This is a genomic window from Clostridium ragsdalei P11 (genome assembly GCF_001675165.1).
GTDB classification, from domain to species: domain Bacteria; phylum Bacillota; class Clostridia; order Clostridiales; family Clostridiaceae; genus Clostridium_B; species Clostridium_B ragsdalei.
This window is the reverse complement of the sequence record NZ_LROS01000055.1, coordinates 160,988-180,755: the sequence shown is the minus strand read 5'-3', so window position 1 is coordinate 180,755 and position 19,768 is coordinate 160,988. Positions and strand designations below refer to the sequence as shown.

At 37.5% G+C, this 19,768-nt stretch carries 11 protein-coding genes; 1 reads left to right on the top strand and 10 read right to left on the bottom strand.

Going from position 1 to position 19,768, the window contains the following annotated elements; genetic code table 11:
- A partial coding sequence (locus CLRAG_RS16995; RefSeq protein ID WP_065079497.1) for a formate dehydrogenase H subunit alpha occupies positions 1-343 on the bottom strand: 343 nt, incomplete at its 3' end.
- Between the two features lie 556 nt (positions 344-899).
- Here CLRAG_RS16995 and CLRAG_RS16990 point away from each other — a divergent pair.
- Positions 900-1,502: a MerR family transcriptional regulator gene (locus CLRAG_RS16990; protein WP_065079496.1), complete on the top strand. Its 603-nt coding sequence runs from the start codon at positions 900-902 to the stop codon at positions 1,500-1,502.
- Positions 1,503-1,534: 32 nt separating this feature from the next.
- Here CLRAG_RS16990 and CLRAG_RS16985 read toward each other — a convergent pair whose 3' ends face one another.
- The 9 genes from CLRAG_RS16985 to CLRAG_RS20980 form a co-directional block, all read right to left on the bottom strand.
- Positions 1,535-2,329 carry a DUF364 domain-containing protein gene (locus CLRAG_RS16985; RefSeq protein WP_065079495.1) on the bottom strand — a complete coding sequence of 265 codons (795 nt, stop codon included), beginning with the start codon at positions 2,327-2,329 and terminating at the stop codon, positions 1,535-1,537.
- Between the two features lie 126 nt (positions 2,330-2,455).
- Positions 2,456-3,205 (bottom strand): DUF364 domain-containing protein, encoded by a 750-nt coding sequence (locus tag CLRAG_RS16980; protein ID WP_065079494.1) that lies wholly within the window; start codon positions 3,203-3,205, stop codon positions 2,456-2,458.
- A 67-nt stretch (positions 3,206-3,272) separates the two neighbouring features.
- Complete coding sequence (locus CLRAG_RS16975) at positions 3,273-4,367, bottom strand: ABC transporter substrate-binding protein (protein WP_065079493.1); 1,095 nt, start codon at positions 4,365-4,367, stop codon at positions 3,273-3,275.
- Positions 4,368-4,803: 436 nt separating this feature from the next.
- Entirely contained in the window at positions 4,804-6,969 is a 2,166-nt protein-coding gene (locus CLRAG_RS16970; RefSeq protein ID WP_065079492.1) for a cell wall-binding repeat-containing protein, read from the bottom strand.
- Between the two features lie 104 nt (positions 6,970-7,073).
- Entirely contained in the window at positions 7,074-8,921 is a 1,848-nt protein-coding gene (locus tag CLRAG_RS16965; RefSeq protein ID WP_065079491.1) for a hemoblobin-interacting domain-containing protein, read from the bottom strand.
- A gap of 337 nt (positions 8,922-9,258) precedes the next feature.
- Entirely contained in the window at positions 9,259-11,343 is a 2,085-nt protein-coding gene (locus CLRAG_RS16960; protein ID WP_065079490.1) for an autotransporter outer membrane beta-barrel domain-containing protein, read from the bottom strand.
- 123 nt (positions 11,344-11,466) lie between these two features.
- Positions 11,467-14,814, bottom strand: a complete 3,348-nt coding sequence (locus CLRAG_RS16955; protein ID WP_065079489.1) for a hemoblobin-interacting domain-containing protein — start codon at positions 14,812-14,814, stop codon at positions 11,467-11,469.
- Between the two features lie 48 nt (positions 14,815-14,862).
- Positions 14,863-18,543 carry an InlB B-repeat-containing protein gene (locus CLRAG_RS16950; RefSeq protein ID WP_065079488.1) on the bottom strand — a complete coding sequence of 1,227 codons (3,681 nt, stop codon included), beginning with the start codon at positions 18,541-18,543 and terminating at the stop codon, positions 14,863-14,865.
- A 139-nt stretch (positions 18,544-18,682) separates the two neighbouring features.
- Positions 18,683-19,663, bottom strand: a complete 981-nt coding sequence (locus CLRAG_RS20980; protein WP_065079487.1) for a CFI-box-CTERM domain-containing protein — start codon at positions 19,661-19,663, stop codon at positions 18,683-18,685.
- Between the last annotated feature and the right edge of the window lie 105 nt (positions 19,664-19,768).

Here is a 19,768-nt window from a genome sequence, read left to right as displayed (position 1 = left end):
TAAGATAGTTTTCTTCATTAGTACATCGTGCGGAACTAAAAGCTGCAACACTGTCAGAACCATATTCTTTTACAGTTTTTTTGATTTTAGAAACAATAAAGCCAATTGCTTCCTCCCATGTAACCTCGACCAGCTTTCCTTCTTTTCTGATCAAAGGGTTAGTTAAACGATCTTTATGATGTACAAAGTCAAAACCAAAACGGCCTTTTGAGCAGAGCTTCCCTTGGTTTACTGAATTTGCATTATCATCCGGGGTTACACTAACAATTTTTCCATCTCTTACATTTAAGAAAAATGTGCATCCTGTTCCACAATAAGGGCAAGTAGTTAGTATACTTTTCATATTCTTATATTCCTTTCTTCAAATTTAGGCATTTCCGCCTTCTGAAAAGATAAACAGAGTTCTTGGTTTCAGGTGGAGTTTTTTCTCCATCTGAAACTTATTAACAGGATTCTTAGTGCTTTAGCACTTAGAAGGCGTTATCCTTTAGGGAAAATCGTTATCCAGGGGCGTAGCAGTGCTTATACCCCACTTTGATAAAAGATGGGGGGTAGCAATGGTAGCGATCGGATAAAGATTTTCCACAGTTTAATATGATAAATTTTTTTGAAAATGATATAATATAATTGCTCTTCAATATAAAATATTGTAATTTAGTAAAAAATATCCTTAAAAATATTATATCATAAATTAATTAAATAAACAGAGTTCTTGGCATCAGATGGAGTTTTACTCCAACTTGGAGAAGTGGGAGTATTAGAGCAGGTAGTCATCGGATAAAATCATCTTACAGAGTTTTCCCATGTCAAGAACTTCATTTAGAATAAACATTTTATATAAAAATTATCTTGATAATATTTCCAATTAATTGTATAATATTGTAAAAGGAGTGGTAACTATGGAAAACAAATCAATAAACATAAGCGATTTCAAAATAAATACTTACAAGACAAAGGATGTTGCAAAATTATTAAACACTAGCACTCAAGCAATTAGAAATTACTGCCTTACCTTCAAAGACTATTTAAACTCCAATCATCACTGTAAATATAGAAATTTTACTGAAGATGATATTAACAAATTAAAAATGATTCAATACTTATCCAAAGAAAAACATTATACAACACAACAAATTAAACAATATTTCTTAGATAATGATTCTTCCCTATTTAGTAATCAAAAAGATTTAGAATTTGCAGCACAAGCAATATCCAATTTGATAAAACCTGAAATAGAAACTATTATTAGACAATCTGTTTCAGATATTATGCAAAACAATACAAACATCATTAAAAGTGATATTGAAAAAAGCAGTTCTTTAATTAATGATAATTTATCTAAGATATTAAATGACAAAAATTCCTTATTTAATTCTATTACAGATACTAAAGAATTAGTTGAACAAATTCAAAATAATCAATCTGAATATATCAGCCGAAAGGAGAGAAAGAAACAAAAGAAACAAAAATGGTTTAAATTATTTAGATTTTGTGAGGAGTAGATTTATCTTCTGCTCCTCGCCAACTTAATGTTTCAAATATCTTTCTTACTTAACTGAATTTCATCTCTCCATTGTACATTTTTATAATCTTCAAAACTTATGTTAACCCTTCTGGCACCACGTTTAAAAAATTTTGTTGGATTGCCTTCTTGTATAACGTCCCAGGCTCTTTCCTTTTCAACGATAACTGTACCAGCTAATACGTCAACCCCATAACTAAACAGCATTTCAGTCATAGGAACACTTGGTCCAACCAATATTACATTTGCATTTTTACTCAATTCAAGAAGCCTTGGAAGAGTTTTATTTATAATCGTTGTTCCTGTTATAAAAACATAATCCTGATAAGGTAAAATATACTCACAGGCTGGGTCAGGATAATCTCCCTCGTCAGGTTTTCTTTCTAGTATTGACAGCTTACATATTCTTCTAAGTGATTCTACTCTCGGAAAATGCCCAATTACTGTGACATTTTTTCCTATTATTTCTTCCTTTAGCGATATAAATGAAGATTCATTAGGTTGTCCATTTATATCACCGGGATAAATTTTAGAAACATTACTTTCAGTATTTATTACAGAATTTATTGCTGCCAATCCAAGTGCAGCCTCGTAATTATTCCAGGACTTTATGTACCTAGCTATTTCACAAACCTTCATTCCTGCTATATGCTCAGGAATACTCACCTTACCATACACTTCTAAAGGTCTCATTGCCATGCCAATTCCCTCAGACTCCACTAAAAACCAATTTACTCCCATTAAACATCTTTTTATTTTTATATTTTCTGGTATTCTTGAAATAAGGTTATTATATATCTCCCACATAATTGCTCCCCCATTTTTGGTGTCAATTTTCATGTATTAAAAAGTATTGTTTGTCAGACTCTTTTATTATCTATGCCATCTAAATTCCAATATGGTCACAGCCTAAATCAAGACAAATTCCTTCATTTATTTTACTTTATCTTCAGGTATTTTAACCATGAGTGCCCCGTTATTAAAAAACTCATGTCTACCACCTTCCCTAATTAACTTCCATACTTTATTACGTTCTGTAACTACAGTCCCTGCAAGCATATTAATACCATACTTATATAAGCACTTAGTCATAGGTGTACTAGGTCCTACAACTGTAACGTAAGCATTTTTACTAAGCTGAAGAAGTCTTGGTAAGGTTTTATTTATTAAAGTAGTTCCTGTTATAAACACAAATTCCTGCTGGGGTAATAAATATTCACAGGATGGATCTGGGAAATCTCCCTTTTGTGGAATTCTTTCAAGTATAGAAAGTTCACATATCTCAGCCAAAGGCTCAAGATCTGGAAAATGCCCTATAACGGCTACCTTTTTTCCCTTTATTTTATCTTTCATGTATTCAAAGTCATTAATATTAGGCTGTTCACTTATCTTAATGCCACTAAATGTTTCTACATTATAAGGAGTATTAATTACAGAATTAATTGCTGCTAATCCTAAAGCCGCTTCATAATTACTCCAAGATTTTATAAATTTTGCTACTTCACAAACTTTCATTCCAACCAAATTACCCGCCATTTGCAAATAAGAATTTCCCTCTTTAGGCGTCATTGCCATCCCAGTGCCAACAGATTCCACTAAAAACCAGTTTAATCCTGCTACAAAATCCTTTATAACCAAATCCTTAGGTATTAATTCTATTAACTCATCATATATCTCCCACATAATCTCTCCCCCATTTTTAATTTATTTTTACATTAGTTAAAATATTTACTTTTGTTTCAATACTCATTTAAATTGGATTTTCACAATTTAGTATTTCTTTAACTTCATTATCCTTTAATTCATATCCAAAGAAATTTTTGTAAAAATATTTTGTTTCTTTTGCAATATCAACATCTTCAAATTTCTGTGGATATATGTTCTTAGCCATCCATAATAATTGCAGTGCTGATTCTGTTCCAAGTCTTGCCCATGAAAAAACACCGCTAGGACTTACAAATACTTTATTGTCTTTTACTGCCTTTAATTGGTTCCATGAAGGATTTTTTGCTACTTTACTTTTTTTAAGATTACCATCTACTATTATCTCATCTGGATTCCACTTAAGCATTTGCTCCATGGAAACTTCTTTATATCCATCTACTTCATTAGCTGCTTCATTTATTGCTCCTACCATATTTATAGTTTCATTTTGAGGCATGTTTTTACCCCATACTGAAATACTTTCATTTTGCACAGATAGATAAATTACCTTAGGTCTTTCATTTTCAGGTATTTTAGAAGTTATAGAAGATACTTTACTTATATTTTTGTTAAAATAATCTTTATACTGTTCTGCTTTCTTATATTCATTTTCTCCTAGCACTTTACCTGTTATAACAACACTATTTATTATGTCTTCTATGCTATTATGTTTATAATCAATCATAACTACAGGTATACCTGCTTCTTTAACTTTTTGTATACTGTCGCCTTTACGTAAAAATGCTACATCTGGTTTAGACTTTACTAATTGTTCAACATTAGTCGTTTGTCCATTAAATGGATAAGATATATTTTTAAGTTGTGGATACAATTTAATAGCCCAAGGATAATATTTTTTGATAGCCGGAGATGTTGCAACTATTTTATTATTTTTGCCACTAACTGTAAAAAGTGCATTGCAAAATCCAGGCCAAGAAGTTGCAACTTTAGTAACCTTCGCAGGAACCTTAACTGAATTTCCATCCATGTCCACAATAGTTTTAGTGCTTTGTGATTGTTTATTTGAACTTACACTTGAAGATGAACTCTTATTTTCACAACCTGTAAGACCTGTAACTAAAATCGTGCATAAAATAACTAATAATATAATTAGATTGTTTGTTTTTAATTTTTTAAACATAATTACATCCTTCTCTCACAATAGTTAAACCTTTACTTTCTGCTCATCTGGCATAAGGGAAATAATATAAAGCGCATTTTTGCCCACATTCACTCCCTATAATAAAATTTATTATTTTCCTTCAGTTCATTAATTTGAAGTCCTTTTTCATCATAATTTATATAAGTATTTTCATATAACAAAAGCACCTAGACGTTATATGGTCCAGGCGCTCTTATTTATCTTAAATTACTATCACATTATTTCTGGTCAATTTTATTATCGCCAGTTGTGTAATAAATATTATTACATATATAACATATTTATATTATATTATATCTTTGTTAAATTTGCAACATAGCATAGTAAAACATAACATAAATTAGTGCAATTTATCACATTAATTTATGTTATGTTGTCTTATGCATTATTAAATTTTGAAATAGCATGAAACTTTTTATTTAGTAGTTAGCTCTAAAAGTTCCTCTCCTACTTCTTTACTTATCACAGATTCTCCTCCAAATATCGTACCCTCTGATATATTTTTTGTTTTTAGATAATTCATTATGTCATCTGAAAGAGCAGTGTTACATAAAATGATTGGTGCATTGTTATTTGCTGCATAACTACTTCCTGCTAATGCATCTGGAAAGTTATTTCCTGATGAAACGCATACCTTGCTCCCTGATAAATTAAAATACTTTGCTACTTCAAGTGAAGTTTCAAATCTATTTTCTCCACCTATTCTCACAATATTTGTTTTATCTATTGCTGCTATTTGAGAAAGCTGATCTTCAACTTCTGTACTTACAGCTCCCTGTAATCCTATAATAAATACTTTGCTTGGTTTTAAAATTGAAATTTCTTTCTTTATTGCATCTGGAATCTCATCTTTTTCAACCATTAATATAGGATACTGTTTTACTGCTGCGGCACTGCTTACTGAAAGTGCATCAGGATAGCTTTTTCCAGATACAATAACTAATGGTGTTCCTTCTTTTGCACCAACTGTATCAGAAATTTTTACTGCAGTTTGATACCTATCTGCTCCTCCTATTCTATTAATATTTTTAAACCCAGCTTCATTTGCTCTCGCTTCCATGTCTTTGCTTACTGAGCCATTTCCTCCTAAAATGTAAACTGTCCCTAAAGGATCCATATTTGACTTCATATAATCTATTATTTTTTCTTGATCTTCATTATTTCTTCCAACCAATAATATTGGTGCTTTAAGCTTATATGCAAGTACACTTCCTGCTAATGCATCTGGATAATTGTCTGAAGCCGTAAGTATAACATTTGAAATCTTGTTTGGATAAGTTGCTTTTGCTATTGCAATTGCCGTGTCTATTCTACTTTGTCCAAATAATCTTTTTACTGCTGGCTGTACTGGTGTTTCACTTTCATTTACAGTTACATCACACTCTGCAGTTTTTGCACCATCCTCAGTTTTTACGGTTATCGTAGCAGTTCCTTCTCCTACAGCAGTTACTAAACCATTTTTATTTACTTTTGCTACACTGCTATCACTAGAACTCCATGTTACATCTTTATCTGTGGCATCATTTGGGCTTACTGTTGCTGTCAGCTGTTCTATACTGCCATTCAATATTGTTGTACTATTTTTATTGAGAATTACCCCGGTTACAGGAACACTTATAACAGGGGTTGTTCCACCTCCATCTACAGTTACATTACATTCTGCAGTTTTTCCGCCATCCTTAGTTCTTACAGTTATCGTAGTGGTTCCTTTTGATACAGCAGTTACTAAACCGTTGTTATCTACTTTTGCCACACTGCTGTCATCGGAGCTCCATGTTACATCACTATTTGTCACATTGCTCGGATCCACTGCTGCTATTAGTCGTTCCGTATTGCCAGCTAATATTGTTGTACTATTTTTATTAAGGGTTACTCCGGTTACAGGAACATTTGCAACAGGAGTTGTACTCGCCAATGTTACATCAATCTGATATATCCATTTAGCACTATTAAATGCTGTAATTTCAGTTGGATCACTTGTCTGTCCCATAAGCAGCCTATACTTTTGATCATGAGCTTGCGTGCTAAAATCTGGTTTCATAGCACCCCTAACCCAATTATCGGATACGGCTATCATAGGTTCAACTATTTCCTTGTCACTTACTGCTTTGTCATTATCAGTAAAGCTCTGAGTTCCCGCATCCCAATATTCCATAATATGCGGATAATAGTATCTCGTTGAATAGAGAAATGATTTTTTCATAGTTTTATATGGCCTACCAGAAACATCCGTTGTATAAAATTCCAAGGACTGAACATCATCCAGGTTTATATTAGATTTAGAAAGCAAATCACTTAAGGGTAACCCTATGGCTGCATCCATGCCGGGAGAAGGCATACTGTCCATAAATGAATAGGACTGATTTACTGCACTTGAAAAATCACTATCAGTAAAAACCTTTGCTACTTTAAAAGATCCATTAGAATCGGTTACTCTAATAGTTAAAGAATCAGCAACTGCTGAACTTTCAGTTTTTGCACTGACTTTAAAGGGATTAACCATCTCCTTAATGCCAAATAGTATAAACAATATTATTATACAGGTCAAAATTTTTCTAGGTTTGAACTTAACTAAATCCATATTTCTTCCTCCCCAATTTTTTAAATTTTCTTACATATCATTTTGTTGTAAACTTTTAACACTACTTGAAACTACATTTTATTTAACTTGCAGTAGTAGCGAAATTACTGCTGAAATACTACTGGATTGACATTAGTATCATTTGTCAGCTGATCTACTACGTATATCTTTATAACATCACCTTCATTAACATTAAAACCTGACTCAGCAGAAGATACCGTATCAAAATCTGCTGTAGTAGCGTTCATATCTATTAGCATACCCTTACTATATTTAGCAAAAACTACTGTTTCATTACCTTGATGAGATTTAACAGGAGCAACTTTTGTGGAAAAATATTTTAATCCAGAAACACCGCTGTTAACAGTTAAAGTAGTTATTCCTGCATCTGATCCAACCTGATATGAAGCATCCTCCACTGGAGTAATCTTATAAATTGGTGTTGTTGTAACTGGTGCTGCCTGTATTGTCTGTGTTACTTCTGCATCATTATAGCCTGTGGCTTGTACTGCTATCTTATAATCTCCTGCTGCTGTAAACACGCTGCCGTCTATTGTTATTTTTCCTGCTGCTGTGCTGTACTTGCCGCTGTCTACTGACTTTCCATTTACAGTAACTCCTGTTACAGCACCTCTCCATGCTGTATCATCTTTAAATGTCAAATCTACAGACTGTCCAACTGTGTTATTACTGCTGTCTGCTGTCAATGCTGGTGCTGTTGTAACTGGTGATGACTGTCCTAATGTTATGCACCTTATAGTATTGCCAATATAATCAGCAATATAAAGATTGTTTTTATTATCCATTACAATGTTATTGGCTTTGAATTTAGCACTGGCAGCCGGTCCACCGTCACCTGATGATCCTGCACCATTTCCGCCGGCTATGGTAGAAATAATACCTTTGGAATCCACTTTTCGAATACAGTAATTAAGCCAATCTGAAATAAGAAGATTGTCGTCTCTGTCAAAGACTACACTGTTAGGCTCACACATTGTGGCATTAACAGCAGATGCCCCATCACCTGTATAGCCTTTAGTTCCATTTCCTGCAGCAGTTGTAATAATACCACTTGTGTTGTCAACCTTACGAACTCTATAATTATCATCATCAGCAATGTAGAGGTTACCGGCTCTATCTAATGCTATACCATCAGGGCAGTATAACTTAGCACTGGCAGCCGATCCTCCATCGCCAGAATAACCATAAGTTCCATTACCTGCAATAGTATAAATGTTTCCCGCTTTCATTGATATGCCATACTGCATACCTGTTACGGCTGCTACCTCTCGAACTTTCGCATTGTCATCTTCAGTAAAATAAAGATTACCTTTATTATCTACTAAAAAACAAAAACAACCATCACCAGATATTTTAGCCTGCACAGCCGGTACATCTTCCCCTTCATCATCTCCATAATCAGCACCTATTCCATTTCCTGCAAATGTTGTAATAATGCCGCTGGAATCTATCTTTCGAATTCTATAGTTACCTGAATCATTAAAATAAATATTTCCTGCATTATCAACAGCTATTCCAGCGGCTTGACGCAATTCTGCTTTAACTGCTGGTCCCCCATCTCCGGAATAACCCTTGGTTCCAGTACCTGCAATAGTATAGATGTTTCCTGCTGTCATAGATATACCGTACTGCATACCTGTCACTGCTGCCACCTCACGGATACGCTTGTGAAGTGAATCTGTTATATATATATTACCTGCACCATCAACAGCAATTCTGCTGAAAGCAATATCGGCCTTTAATGCATCTCCTCCGTCTCCGGAATAACCTTTGGCTCCAGTACCTGCAACTTTTGTAATAATTCCTGCACCTGCAGTGTTTGTTTCAGCTTTTACAATTTCACTTTTTTGTGGTAATGCTATACTTAAAACAAATAAAATTAACACAAAAAACTTAATACCTAATATTTTTTTATTTCTGCTAATTTTCATAAATTACCTCCTATTTCATATTCTTTTAATATAGACCTTAACAACATCACACTAATTCCACAGCATTATGCTCTATTACAGGGTAATTATGTAAGCTTCTGTAGATTTTTTGCAAATATTATAAAAATACATATATCTTTTTAAATACACATATTAAACTGAAGTCCAGATTAAATCATCTGGACTTCTTAAATTTTGTTGAAATAATAATAGAGTTAAAATCGAGGAGGTTTATCAAACAACCACCAGGCATTATAAAATGCCTGGTGGCATTTTTCATAGTATTTTCTTCTTGTCTATATATAATCTTATACAATTTTCTTTTAATAAACAAAGACTATTGTATCTGGATTTGATTACTATTACCATTCAAAACAAGGGTCTTTCCGCTATAAACAACTTCTCCAAGGTCCTCATCAGTAAGCTTTGGATATGCACCGGCTACTTGGGCAATAACACGTCCTGAAGCAGGATCAGCTGCCTGAACATTCAGGGTTCCTGTAATGTTTTCCAAAGTTGCACCTACAGACAATTTCTGGCCAGTACCTAAATAGATAGAGTCAACCAAATTGAAAGCGTCAGTAGCCTTACTAGGAGTAATGGTAAAGGTTCCACCATATACAGCTACTCCTGCTCCATTGCTTGCTGCAGTGTTGCCATTAATAGTACCGCCTGTCATGGTAGTATTACCGCCGCTGATACGAATTGCACCGCCGCTGTTTCCATAGTTGTTTTGCAAAATAGCGCCAGTTCCCACATTCAATGTGCCGCCTGTTACATTAATCAAGGAACCATTAGAGATAGTAAGCCCCTTTGGATTAGTTTTAGCATTATAATTGTTTCCGTCAATGGTAATGTCTTTCAAGGTCAAAGAATCACCATCAGCTACATTTACTAAATATCCATTGTAAGTATAGCTTCTCTTAATCTCAGCACCAGATAGAGACCATGTTTGTGAATCGGACACAGTAACCTGACCGGTGATGTATATAGTTTTGTTTGAGGCAGTTGCCACTGCTTTTTCAGCATCTGCAAAATTGTTGTATGGACTGCTCTTTGTTCCATTACCATTTGTCTGTGCAGTACCGTCCAGGAATACAGCACCAGCTTCATCTGTATCTGTACCAGAAGCAGTTGGAGTAGTACTGCTGCCAAGGTCATTTACTATCCAGTCTGGATTTGACTGCCAAACAAGAATTGGATATCCACCTGACTGTGCAAATCCATACTTAGTACCATTAGCTGTAGCATTAAGGGATTCAAGTGCTTTTTCTCCCTGCATGTCAGTATCTGCAAGATTTATAACACCGTGGCAATTACCCCATGTACGATCAGCTGACTGAGTAATTCGAACATTGCTATCTGTTGTAACCTTATCTGAATATATGCAATCTGTAATAGTTACTGAAAAACTACGGTCAGCTGAAGCCCACAGTGCCTGATCGTAGCTTGTAGAAGCACCACTAAAAATACCTGTGTTGTAGCAGTAAGACATACGAGCAGTAGGGTTTGATCCCTGCAGAATGCCTACAATGCCGCCCTGGTAATGTCCACCATAAGTTGATAAATTACCCTGGTTATAGCAGCTGGTAATGTATCCTCTACAATAACCCACTATTCCACCGACATAAGACTTTGTTGAAGTTCCTACAGTAGTTAGGTTTCCAGTGTTGTAACATTCGTCAACAACTACACCACCGTTGCTTACACAATACACAGCACCTACAATACCTCCAACTCTGCCTCTGCCAGTAACAGTTCCAGTATTGGAGCAATATTGTACATTTAATATTTTACTAGTATTGGTATTCTCTACTACACCTGCAATACCTCCAGCCTGAGAAGCACTAGCATTGTTTACACAGACATTCATTGCACTATGGCAGTTATAGATGCTGCCGTTGGTGTATCCCACTACGGCTCCAATTTCGTTAATAGCACTGGTCCCCATATTTAGTGAACCTGCCACCTTTAAGTTGCCGATGACACCGCCGTTAACATAGCCGAATAAACCATAGGCTCCAGTGGAAGCAGCAGGATTAGAAATATTTATGCCGCTGATGGTCTTATTATTGCCATCAAAAACACCGGCAAAATATTTACCTGTAGGAACACCGTTTAAGATGCTGCAAGCGCCTCCAATTGGTGTCCACGCATAGTTACCTAAATTGATGTCGTCACCTAACTTAAAGTAGTCTCCACTATAGGACGTCCCGTTATTTACACTGTCTGCAAGCCCCTTTAGCTGATCAGCAGTACTGATTATATAAGGATCACCAGAGTTTCCGCTGCCAGACCAGGTTGTACTTGAACTAGTACCATTCCAGGTGCTTGCGGCAAAAACTAGATTAGGCGATGTTATACAAAGCATAAATGCAAATATGAAACACAGCAACACCGGTAAGTGTTTTTTATTAAACATTGTCATATCTCTCCTTTTTTTAATATTATTTAACTTCTAAATAAATTTATTTTTATCACCCCTTTCCAATTTTACTTTTAACCTTCTACCACCCCCTACTAGATGCTCTTAATATATACCTAATCACTGCAGAACCGCAGGATTCAAGTCAAGATCATTGGTCAAATCATCAACCATATATACCTTTACAACATCACCGGCCTGCACATTAAAGCCTGCCTGGGCAGAGGATACAACATCAAAATTAGCTTTTGCCACACTGCTCCTTACCTGCACACCGTTTCTTATTTGAACAAATACTGCAGATTCCTCTCCTCTATGCTCTTTAACCGGCGTTACTTTGGCACTAAAATATTTCATTCCAGAAACACCAGGCTTAACGGTCATGGTATTGATTCCATCACTTGTAGTACCAGTTTCATAGACATCTTCATTGGCCATAGGAGTAACGGTATAAACTGCGGGAGATTTTTCAATGGAATAGCGGTCTATTTCCTGTCCTTGAGAATCTTTTGTTACTATCGTCATGGTATTACCATTAATATTAACCAATTGGTAGTTACTTTTATAAGGTATTTGCTTATCAATATAATATTGATATTTCTTATCAAGTCCAGGAGGATAAAACTTGCTTCCTGCATCTCCTATTATATAGACTGTTCCTTTCTGCGGGTCTGTTTGAACTTGACCATTATACATAGGTTTTGTCCTCATATATACATGCTGATGTCCTACAAAAGCTACATCGACTCCGCATTTTTCAAACAGTGGAGCCCAGTTTTTCTGAATATTAGCGCAGTAGGCATCAGCTACTACTGGATAAGGTGGATGATGAAATACGAGAATTTTCCAGGTTTGATTACTGCTGTTCAAATCATTTTGAAGCCAGAGGCTTATCTTGTTATAATCATTACTCCCTGGAGTTGTAGTTCCCATAATATTGCTGTCCAGCACGGCAACATGGCAGTTTCCATAGTCAAAAGAATAAAATTGTTTCTTATATCCCTCGGGACCGTTATCCGGAAAATCAAAGGAATTCCAGTACAGAGGATAATCCTTAAGGTCACCAGGCGTTGGTTCTTCGTGATTACCTACCGTAGGCATCACAGGAATCTGGTTGAAAACTGGAGACATCCCATTCAACAAATGTTCCCATTCACTGGTACTATTGGCAACATTAATTAAATCACCTCCCATAAGTCCAAATTTCAAATTGGGATTCTGCGTATAAACATCTTTAAGGAGATCTGTCCAGGGTTCAATACCTTCCTGAACATCCCCCATATATAGGAAAGAAAAATCTTTATCTCTGCCGCCGGTGGTAAAATAGGCTGGCTGGCTCCAGGCCCCTTCCCTACCAACACGATAAACATATTTGGTTCCTTGGGTCAGCCCCCGTAAGGTAACTTCAAAATGGTAATTCTTATCATAAAGATCGCTTTGCAGTGCAGTAGCTGACTGGCCTCCACTAAAACTGCCGCTGTAATTCTGTGCAGGCATGTACTGGATCTGGTTCTGTGTAGTATCTACTCCCGTCCTCCAGGTTACCGTCTGGGTAGTTTTAGGGTCTTCCTTCCAGGAAAGAAGGATTTCATCAGGATATCCGGGATTGTCAATTCCTCCTGAATTGCCCACACGCAGCTTTAGCTCGTTGCTCACAATCTGACCTATAGATGCACTAACTGTTACTTTACCGGAACCATTTATGGTCAGAGTGCTGCCTAACACCGTAGCAGGTCCGGATTCTACCTTCCAAATTACCGGCTTCCCGCTAATGTCATATGAATCACCATACTGGTTTTTGCCAACCAGGGTAAGATTACTCAAAACAAAATGCAAGGGTTCCCCGTTGTAGATCAAAGAAGGACTTCCACTTAAATTTAAAGTGGCCAATGCTTTCGTTGAATCAAAAACAGACTGTATTACTGCAGTGTCTTGATAACCTGATGCCATTACTTTAATCACATAATCTCCAGCTTTGGGAAATAGACTGCCGTCAATAGTCAATTGTCCGCCCACCGTTTTGTCATATTTACCGGCATCAACGGTAACACCATTTACAGTTACAGAACTAATGGACTGATTATAAGAAGTATCTGAAGGACTATAGGTAATAGTCACGGCTTTTCCAACAATATTACCTGTGCCCTCCGCAGTAAAAATAGGTCCTGTTTTACCGCTTCCTACTGTATATGTCAAGGCAGCCGAAGCCTGTGAATCGCTGCACTGTGTGCTTCCTGCCGGAGCCTGTGCCGTTACTGTAATACTATAGCTACCTGATTCTAAAGCCAAACCGCTCAAATCAAAACTAGTATCTGCTGTAGTTTTAGTAATGGCCTTACCTACAGCAGGGGAAATACTAACCTTGTACCCGGAAGCACCGGCAACTGCTTTCCAGCTCAAAATTTCTCCATTTAGTACCGGTACCGGGGCTTCCAAAGATGATGGAACTGTCATAATCTGTGTAGCACAGTCATCCGTATAATTCTTAGCCTGTATCACAACCGAATATGTCCCTGCTGCTGGAAAAGCACTGGCAGATATGGTAATCTGGCCTGGTGAAGCTGTATACTGATCGCTAGTTAAAGATTTTTCATTAACCTCTATTCCAGTAATTGCATTGCGCCAATCTGCATTATCACTAAAAGTGATATTAATGGGACTAGACTGTCCTACAGTACCCGTTACAGTACCTTGAGAAGTATAGGAAGCTGACAGAATTGGTGACTGCATGGGCAAAGTATTAGTCGGCGGCGGAGTCACTCCATTATTTAAAGTTACGTCCATTCGATATATCCATTTTCCAATCAAATTCGTTGTAACAGTTCCATTTCCTTCAACGTCCGATGCTTTTTCACCTAAACAGAAACGCAGCATACTTGCTCCATTCATTTTTGCTTTCACTTCATCAACTGCATTCTGACTTGTCAAATCCAGATATCGATCCTGATAGGAATTAAGGGCAAACATTGGCTGAACTTCCACACCATTGCTGCCTGCCCCGCTGCCGGGTTTCTGATTATCAGTATCCCAACTGGAAATTAAATTAGGATAATAATATCTCGGATTTCCAAAGAGATAGTCTGAACTAAACACATGGCTCCACCCATCCGCCGCATACAACTTAATACTGGCGACATCCGACGTATTTTGAATTCCCGAAGCTTGAAGCACCTGGCTTAAGTAAATTCCAGAAGCCAGAGTTCCAACAGGTGCAGGCATAGAATCTATGGAAGAGTATTTCTCTTCATGCTGGGACCATCCCTGCAAGTCTTCAATACTAAAACTTGCTGCTTGCTCAGGACTCCCATTTTTCACTACATCAACCTGCAGTCCGCCCGTAGCCGGTGGGTTATTAGCAGTCTTAGCCTCAACCGTAAGCGGACTGCCAACTAAAAAAGCAGAAAACAACATAACCAATATACACAAGCAACTTATACTTTTTTTCATAACAACCCGAAATCTTTGCATTTTCTATACCTCCACATGCTTTAATTTATTTTTCCATTGTCAATTAAACTACTGAAAAATAATGGGGTTAGAATTAGGATCATTAGTCAATTTATCTACTACATACACTTTAACCACATCTCCCTCCTGCACATTAAAACCTGCAGAAGCACTGCTGACAAGATCGAAATCTCCTTCTGTAGAATTAATTTCAAGCTGCTCACCAGCCCGCTCATGCACAAAAACTGCGGTTTCCAATCCGCTGTGGGCTATAACTGGATCAATATTGACTCTAAAATATTTTAAACCGTTTATCCCGCTTTTCACTGTCATAGTCTTAATGCCATCTGAAGTACTGCCTATGGTATAATCATCATTGATTTGCGGAATAACTGTATAAACAGCAGCTGGTATATTTTCAAATTTAGCAGTTACTATTACGTTTGCAGCCGGGAGAGTAAAGCTGCATGCACCTCCATCTGCATTAATATCATTGTAAGTCTTTCCACCATCTTTCGTGTACTTTAGGCTGCCGTATACAAGACGTTTGCCGCTGTCTGGTGACACGGAAACTGTAACTGTAGTACCAGCAGTGCCGCTGCCAGGACTAATTGACAGGCTGCCGCCTTTAATGCTGCTGTCTGATGTCGCACTATAGTTTGAAGCACCGGCATCCGCAAACTGTGCAGTCACAGTAACATTTGCTGCAGGAAGCTTGAAACTGTATACACCATTTGCTGCAGTAATTGGTGTATAGCTTTTACCGCCATCCGCAGTATATTTAAGACTGCCACTTACCAACTTTTTACCGCTGTCTGGTGTAACAGAAACTGTAACCTGGGTACCTTCAGTACCGCTGCTTGGGATCATTTTCAAACTGCCGCCTTTAATAGAGCTATCCACTGCTGCGCTATAACTTTGGGGAACCATAAAAACAAGCTTATTAATGAACTTGGCAGTGTTATTTGCCGTACATCTTTTGTCCATCTCATCAGCTGTTGGGAGACTTCCATCTCCATATTCTGATGCTGACAGTCCATAAAATAAACGGTAGGCATTAAGGGTATCATAAGGCTGGTTATCTACATGCACCTGCCTTCCTGCCCAGGCTGTAATTGTTAGAACTGGAGGTACCTCTCTATCCTTTCCAGTCCTATTTTCCGCTTCCAGATATGGATCTCCTAAAGCTGCATAGTATTTACGGGTGGTACCCATCAAATAATCCCAGGTGAGATTTGTGGTCCAACCGTCCAAACTTAATCCCTTCATGGTACAGCTGGAGTCATTGAAGTGCACTGCACTGTTATAAGTGCTAGCACTAGCTGCAAGCTGTGGTATGGTAACATAGTGGACTGCCTTTCCCATAAACGCAGCTGGCAGCCTGTCCCACATTGCGTAATAGCACGGACTGGTATTTGCCGCTGCAAGTTTCTCCATTTCTGCTCTAGTATAAGAGTGCACTAAAGTCTCCTGGCCGCTGCCAATCTTCACATAGACATCCAATGGGGTGTAATCTGCCGTGAAGTTCACAGTAACAGGTTCCCCAGGCATAACAAAGCTGTAAATTCCAGGCCCATTTACATTATTTGCATTACCAGTAGCAGCCTTTACGGTAGTAAAATCATATTTCTTGCCGGATGCTCCAGTTACTACTAAACCAGTAGCCCAGGAGCTAACAGAGGTATCGGATACGGTAACAGTTACAGTATCACCCTCTTCTGCAGATGTCCTGTCAGAGGTTACAGTCCAAATTTTATCTGGAACCGGCGCCAGGGTAACAGCGTAACTTTTAGTAGGAATTTTCTCAAATTGAGCTGTTATCGTAACATTGGCCCCTGGGAGTATAAAGCTGTACACACCATTGGTTTGGGTAATGGCTGTATATCCACTGCTGCCACTGTCCGTAGTGTATTTAAGGCTGTTTTCAACCAGACGTTTACCCTTATCCGGTGCCACTGTGACTGTAACTGGAGTACCTGCTGTACCGCTTAATGGATCTACTTTAACAGTACCGCCGGTAATTGAACTATCCTCTGTTACATTATAAATTTTGCTGCTTTCCACCAAAACAACCGGGATATTTCGTGTTCCATTTTCCACAACAAAACTACCGCTGGCAGTGTTACAGCCCCCGGCACTGGCAGTATAAGTATAGGTTCCATTGATTAGTGCATAACTACCATCCGACTTGGGTGTCATCGTCTGTCCTGTGCTATTCTTTACCGTCACATCTGCATTCTGCGGCACGGCAGCAAAAGTAACTTTGGAACCGCTGGTAAGGTATGCAGCAATGGTCTTGTTATCCTTAACTACATTGAAAGTACCGCTGGCGGTGGCACTACCATTAGCCGCTGTATAGCTGTATCTGCCAGAGGTCAGGGAGTAAGTTCCATGTGCAGAAGCATTAACTGTCTCTCCTGTGCTGTTTTTCACCGTGATGGAGGCACCTTTATCTGTAGCAAAAGTAATTGTATAACTTGGATTTTCCTTCTGCCATGCAAGCACAGGGCATCCGCCATTAATCTGGGGAGCGGTGTCCTCAGCATACTCTTTGCCTAGTTTGGCAGCAGTAACCGCATCAGTACTGCCGTAGTTGTTAGTTGCAGTACTTTCCCACAGGGCTCCATAAACTTGTCCTGTTGTAAATAATCCCTTGCCTGTAGTATTTAAATCTCCCCTGTTGTAACAGTTGCATAAAGTACTAGTGTCAGTACCAGAGAAGGGCGTAAGTCCTCCAACAATTCCTCCTACATAACCCGGGTTTACGGCATTACCATAATCATATGCACTGCTAACAGGTCCCATGTTATAACAGTTACTAACGGTAGCATAGCGCAGGTATCCACTAATACCTCCAACATATTGTCCATTTGCATTAACAGCTCCTGTATTATAGCAGCGGTCTATGCTATAGGAATTAACAGAGGTATCTGAACCTCCTGCAATTCCCCCTATGTAACAATTACTTTCATAATTTTCCCCGCCAGATACTGTACCATGGTTAGTACTGCAGGCAATATGAGTGGACCATCCGGCTATACCGCCGCCACATTGATCAGGAAGTACCTTTGAATTACTACTTTCTGTAACATTTCCATTGTTTGTACAGCTGTAAACACCATAGGTCCCCCCAGTTTGCCCACCTACGATTCCACCAACATAACCACTACCACTGACGCTGGCATTATTGACACAGTTAATTACATCGGAATTGTCTGCGTAACCTACTATACCACCTGCTTCGTTGTAATCATCAGCTGTAACACTGCCCTCTACAGTGACATTTTTTACTGCAGCAAAGCTGATCAGTCCAAAAAGCCCCTTACCACCACTTTTAGTATCTTTGACATTTATCAATAAGCCCTTGATAGTATATCCGTCACCGTCAAAGGTTCCTGAAAAAGGATGATTTTTAGTAGTGTTATAAAATGAGCTGCTATATACGTAACCTATAGGGGTCCAGGGAGCATCTTTCAGGTCAATATCCGCCCCCAGACGTACCACTTTCCCACTGTAATTATTGCCGCTATTTACATCTTTAGCAAAGGCAAATAAATCATCTGCCGTGTATAATACTAAGTCCTGATTATCAGACTGTGTGCTGCTGACTGCAGACTTTGTCCCACTTTCATAGGCGGCAGCAGAACTTCCTGTCCCCCCGGCTGCCATGGTTGTAGTTGGTAACATTGTAAAAATCATGGCCACAATCACTAGAATTATTAATAAAGGACTATGTTTTTTTGTAAACATAACTAATCCCCTCTATTCTTAAAGTTTTTTACTGTTATAAAGGTCAAGAACCCGTGTCATCACTTTAACAACATATCTAAATCCACCAGGTCCTCGTCCTTTTTTACATAGATAATTTAGATATTTACGTATAAAAATACTATAGTTTGCTGTAAGCCCACTGTCTCCTCTTTGCTAAAATTGTTAAGGTTATTACCCCTAAAATTGCAGCTGCACATATTGGGTGATACATCCCATAAACACATCCTACAAAAGGAGCTAATAATACTTTTACAGTATTTTTTAATACTACATTATGGGCTATAAAGTTTGCTATAGGTGGTGAATGTCTGTAATAAAATTTAACAAACCCTGTTCCTAAACTATTTGTGAGTAAGTAATCATCTCTAAAGTGTCTTAATAGTACAACTGACGGCTGAAACTTTGACCCATATGCAGCTGTTGCTATAAAGCACTCATCAATTATTACTTTTACTTCACATTTTTTTGATATATTTCCATCCTCAGTAGTTGCAGTTATCGTAGCTTTTCCTTCTTTTATACCTTTAACATTTCCTGTCTGATCTACTGTTGCTACACTTGTATCACTTGAACTCCATATTACCTTTTTATCTGTTGCATTTTGCGGCAGTACTGTTGCAACTAAAGTAACGGTTTTTCCAATTTCCACTTTAGTACTGCATTTATCTAAGTCCAATCCTGTCACTTTAACTTGTGAAGTATTCTTAACTACATTAAGTGTAGAAGTAACCACCTCAGATCCTGATCCTGTTACTACAGTCAATAATTTTCCTGTATTCTCAGGTATTTTTAGCGTGTCTTTGAAACTGCCATCTGATCCTGACTTAACTGCATCATAAAATACGATGGCTTTAGTGTCATCCACTATTTTAATACTTACCCACGTATCAGCAGTGTATGTTCCAGAAACTGTTACTTGATCGTCTGGCTTGACATCAGTTAGAGCTGCACCACTAGAATTTTTTATTGTTACATTTTGTGGAGTCGAGCTAGCAGCTTTTACATTTTTATTTTTTTCCGGTAAGCCTATACTTGAAGCAAATAAAATTAATACGGAAAACAAAATACATAATATTTTTCTACTTGTGTTACTTTCCATAAGTTACCTCCTGATTTTTAATCTTCTTAATTATATTTTTATTTAGTTCAATTTTGATATTTTTATTAGTAGAATTTTGCAGTCAGCTGCAAAATTCTACTAACA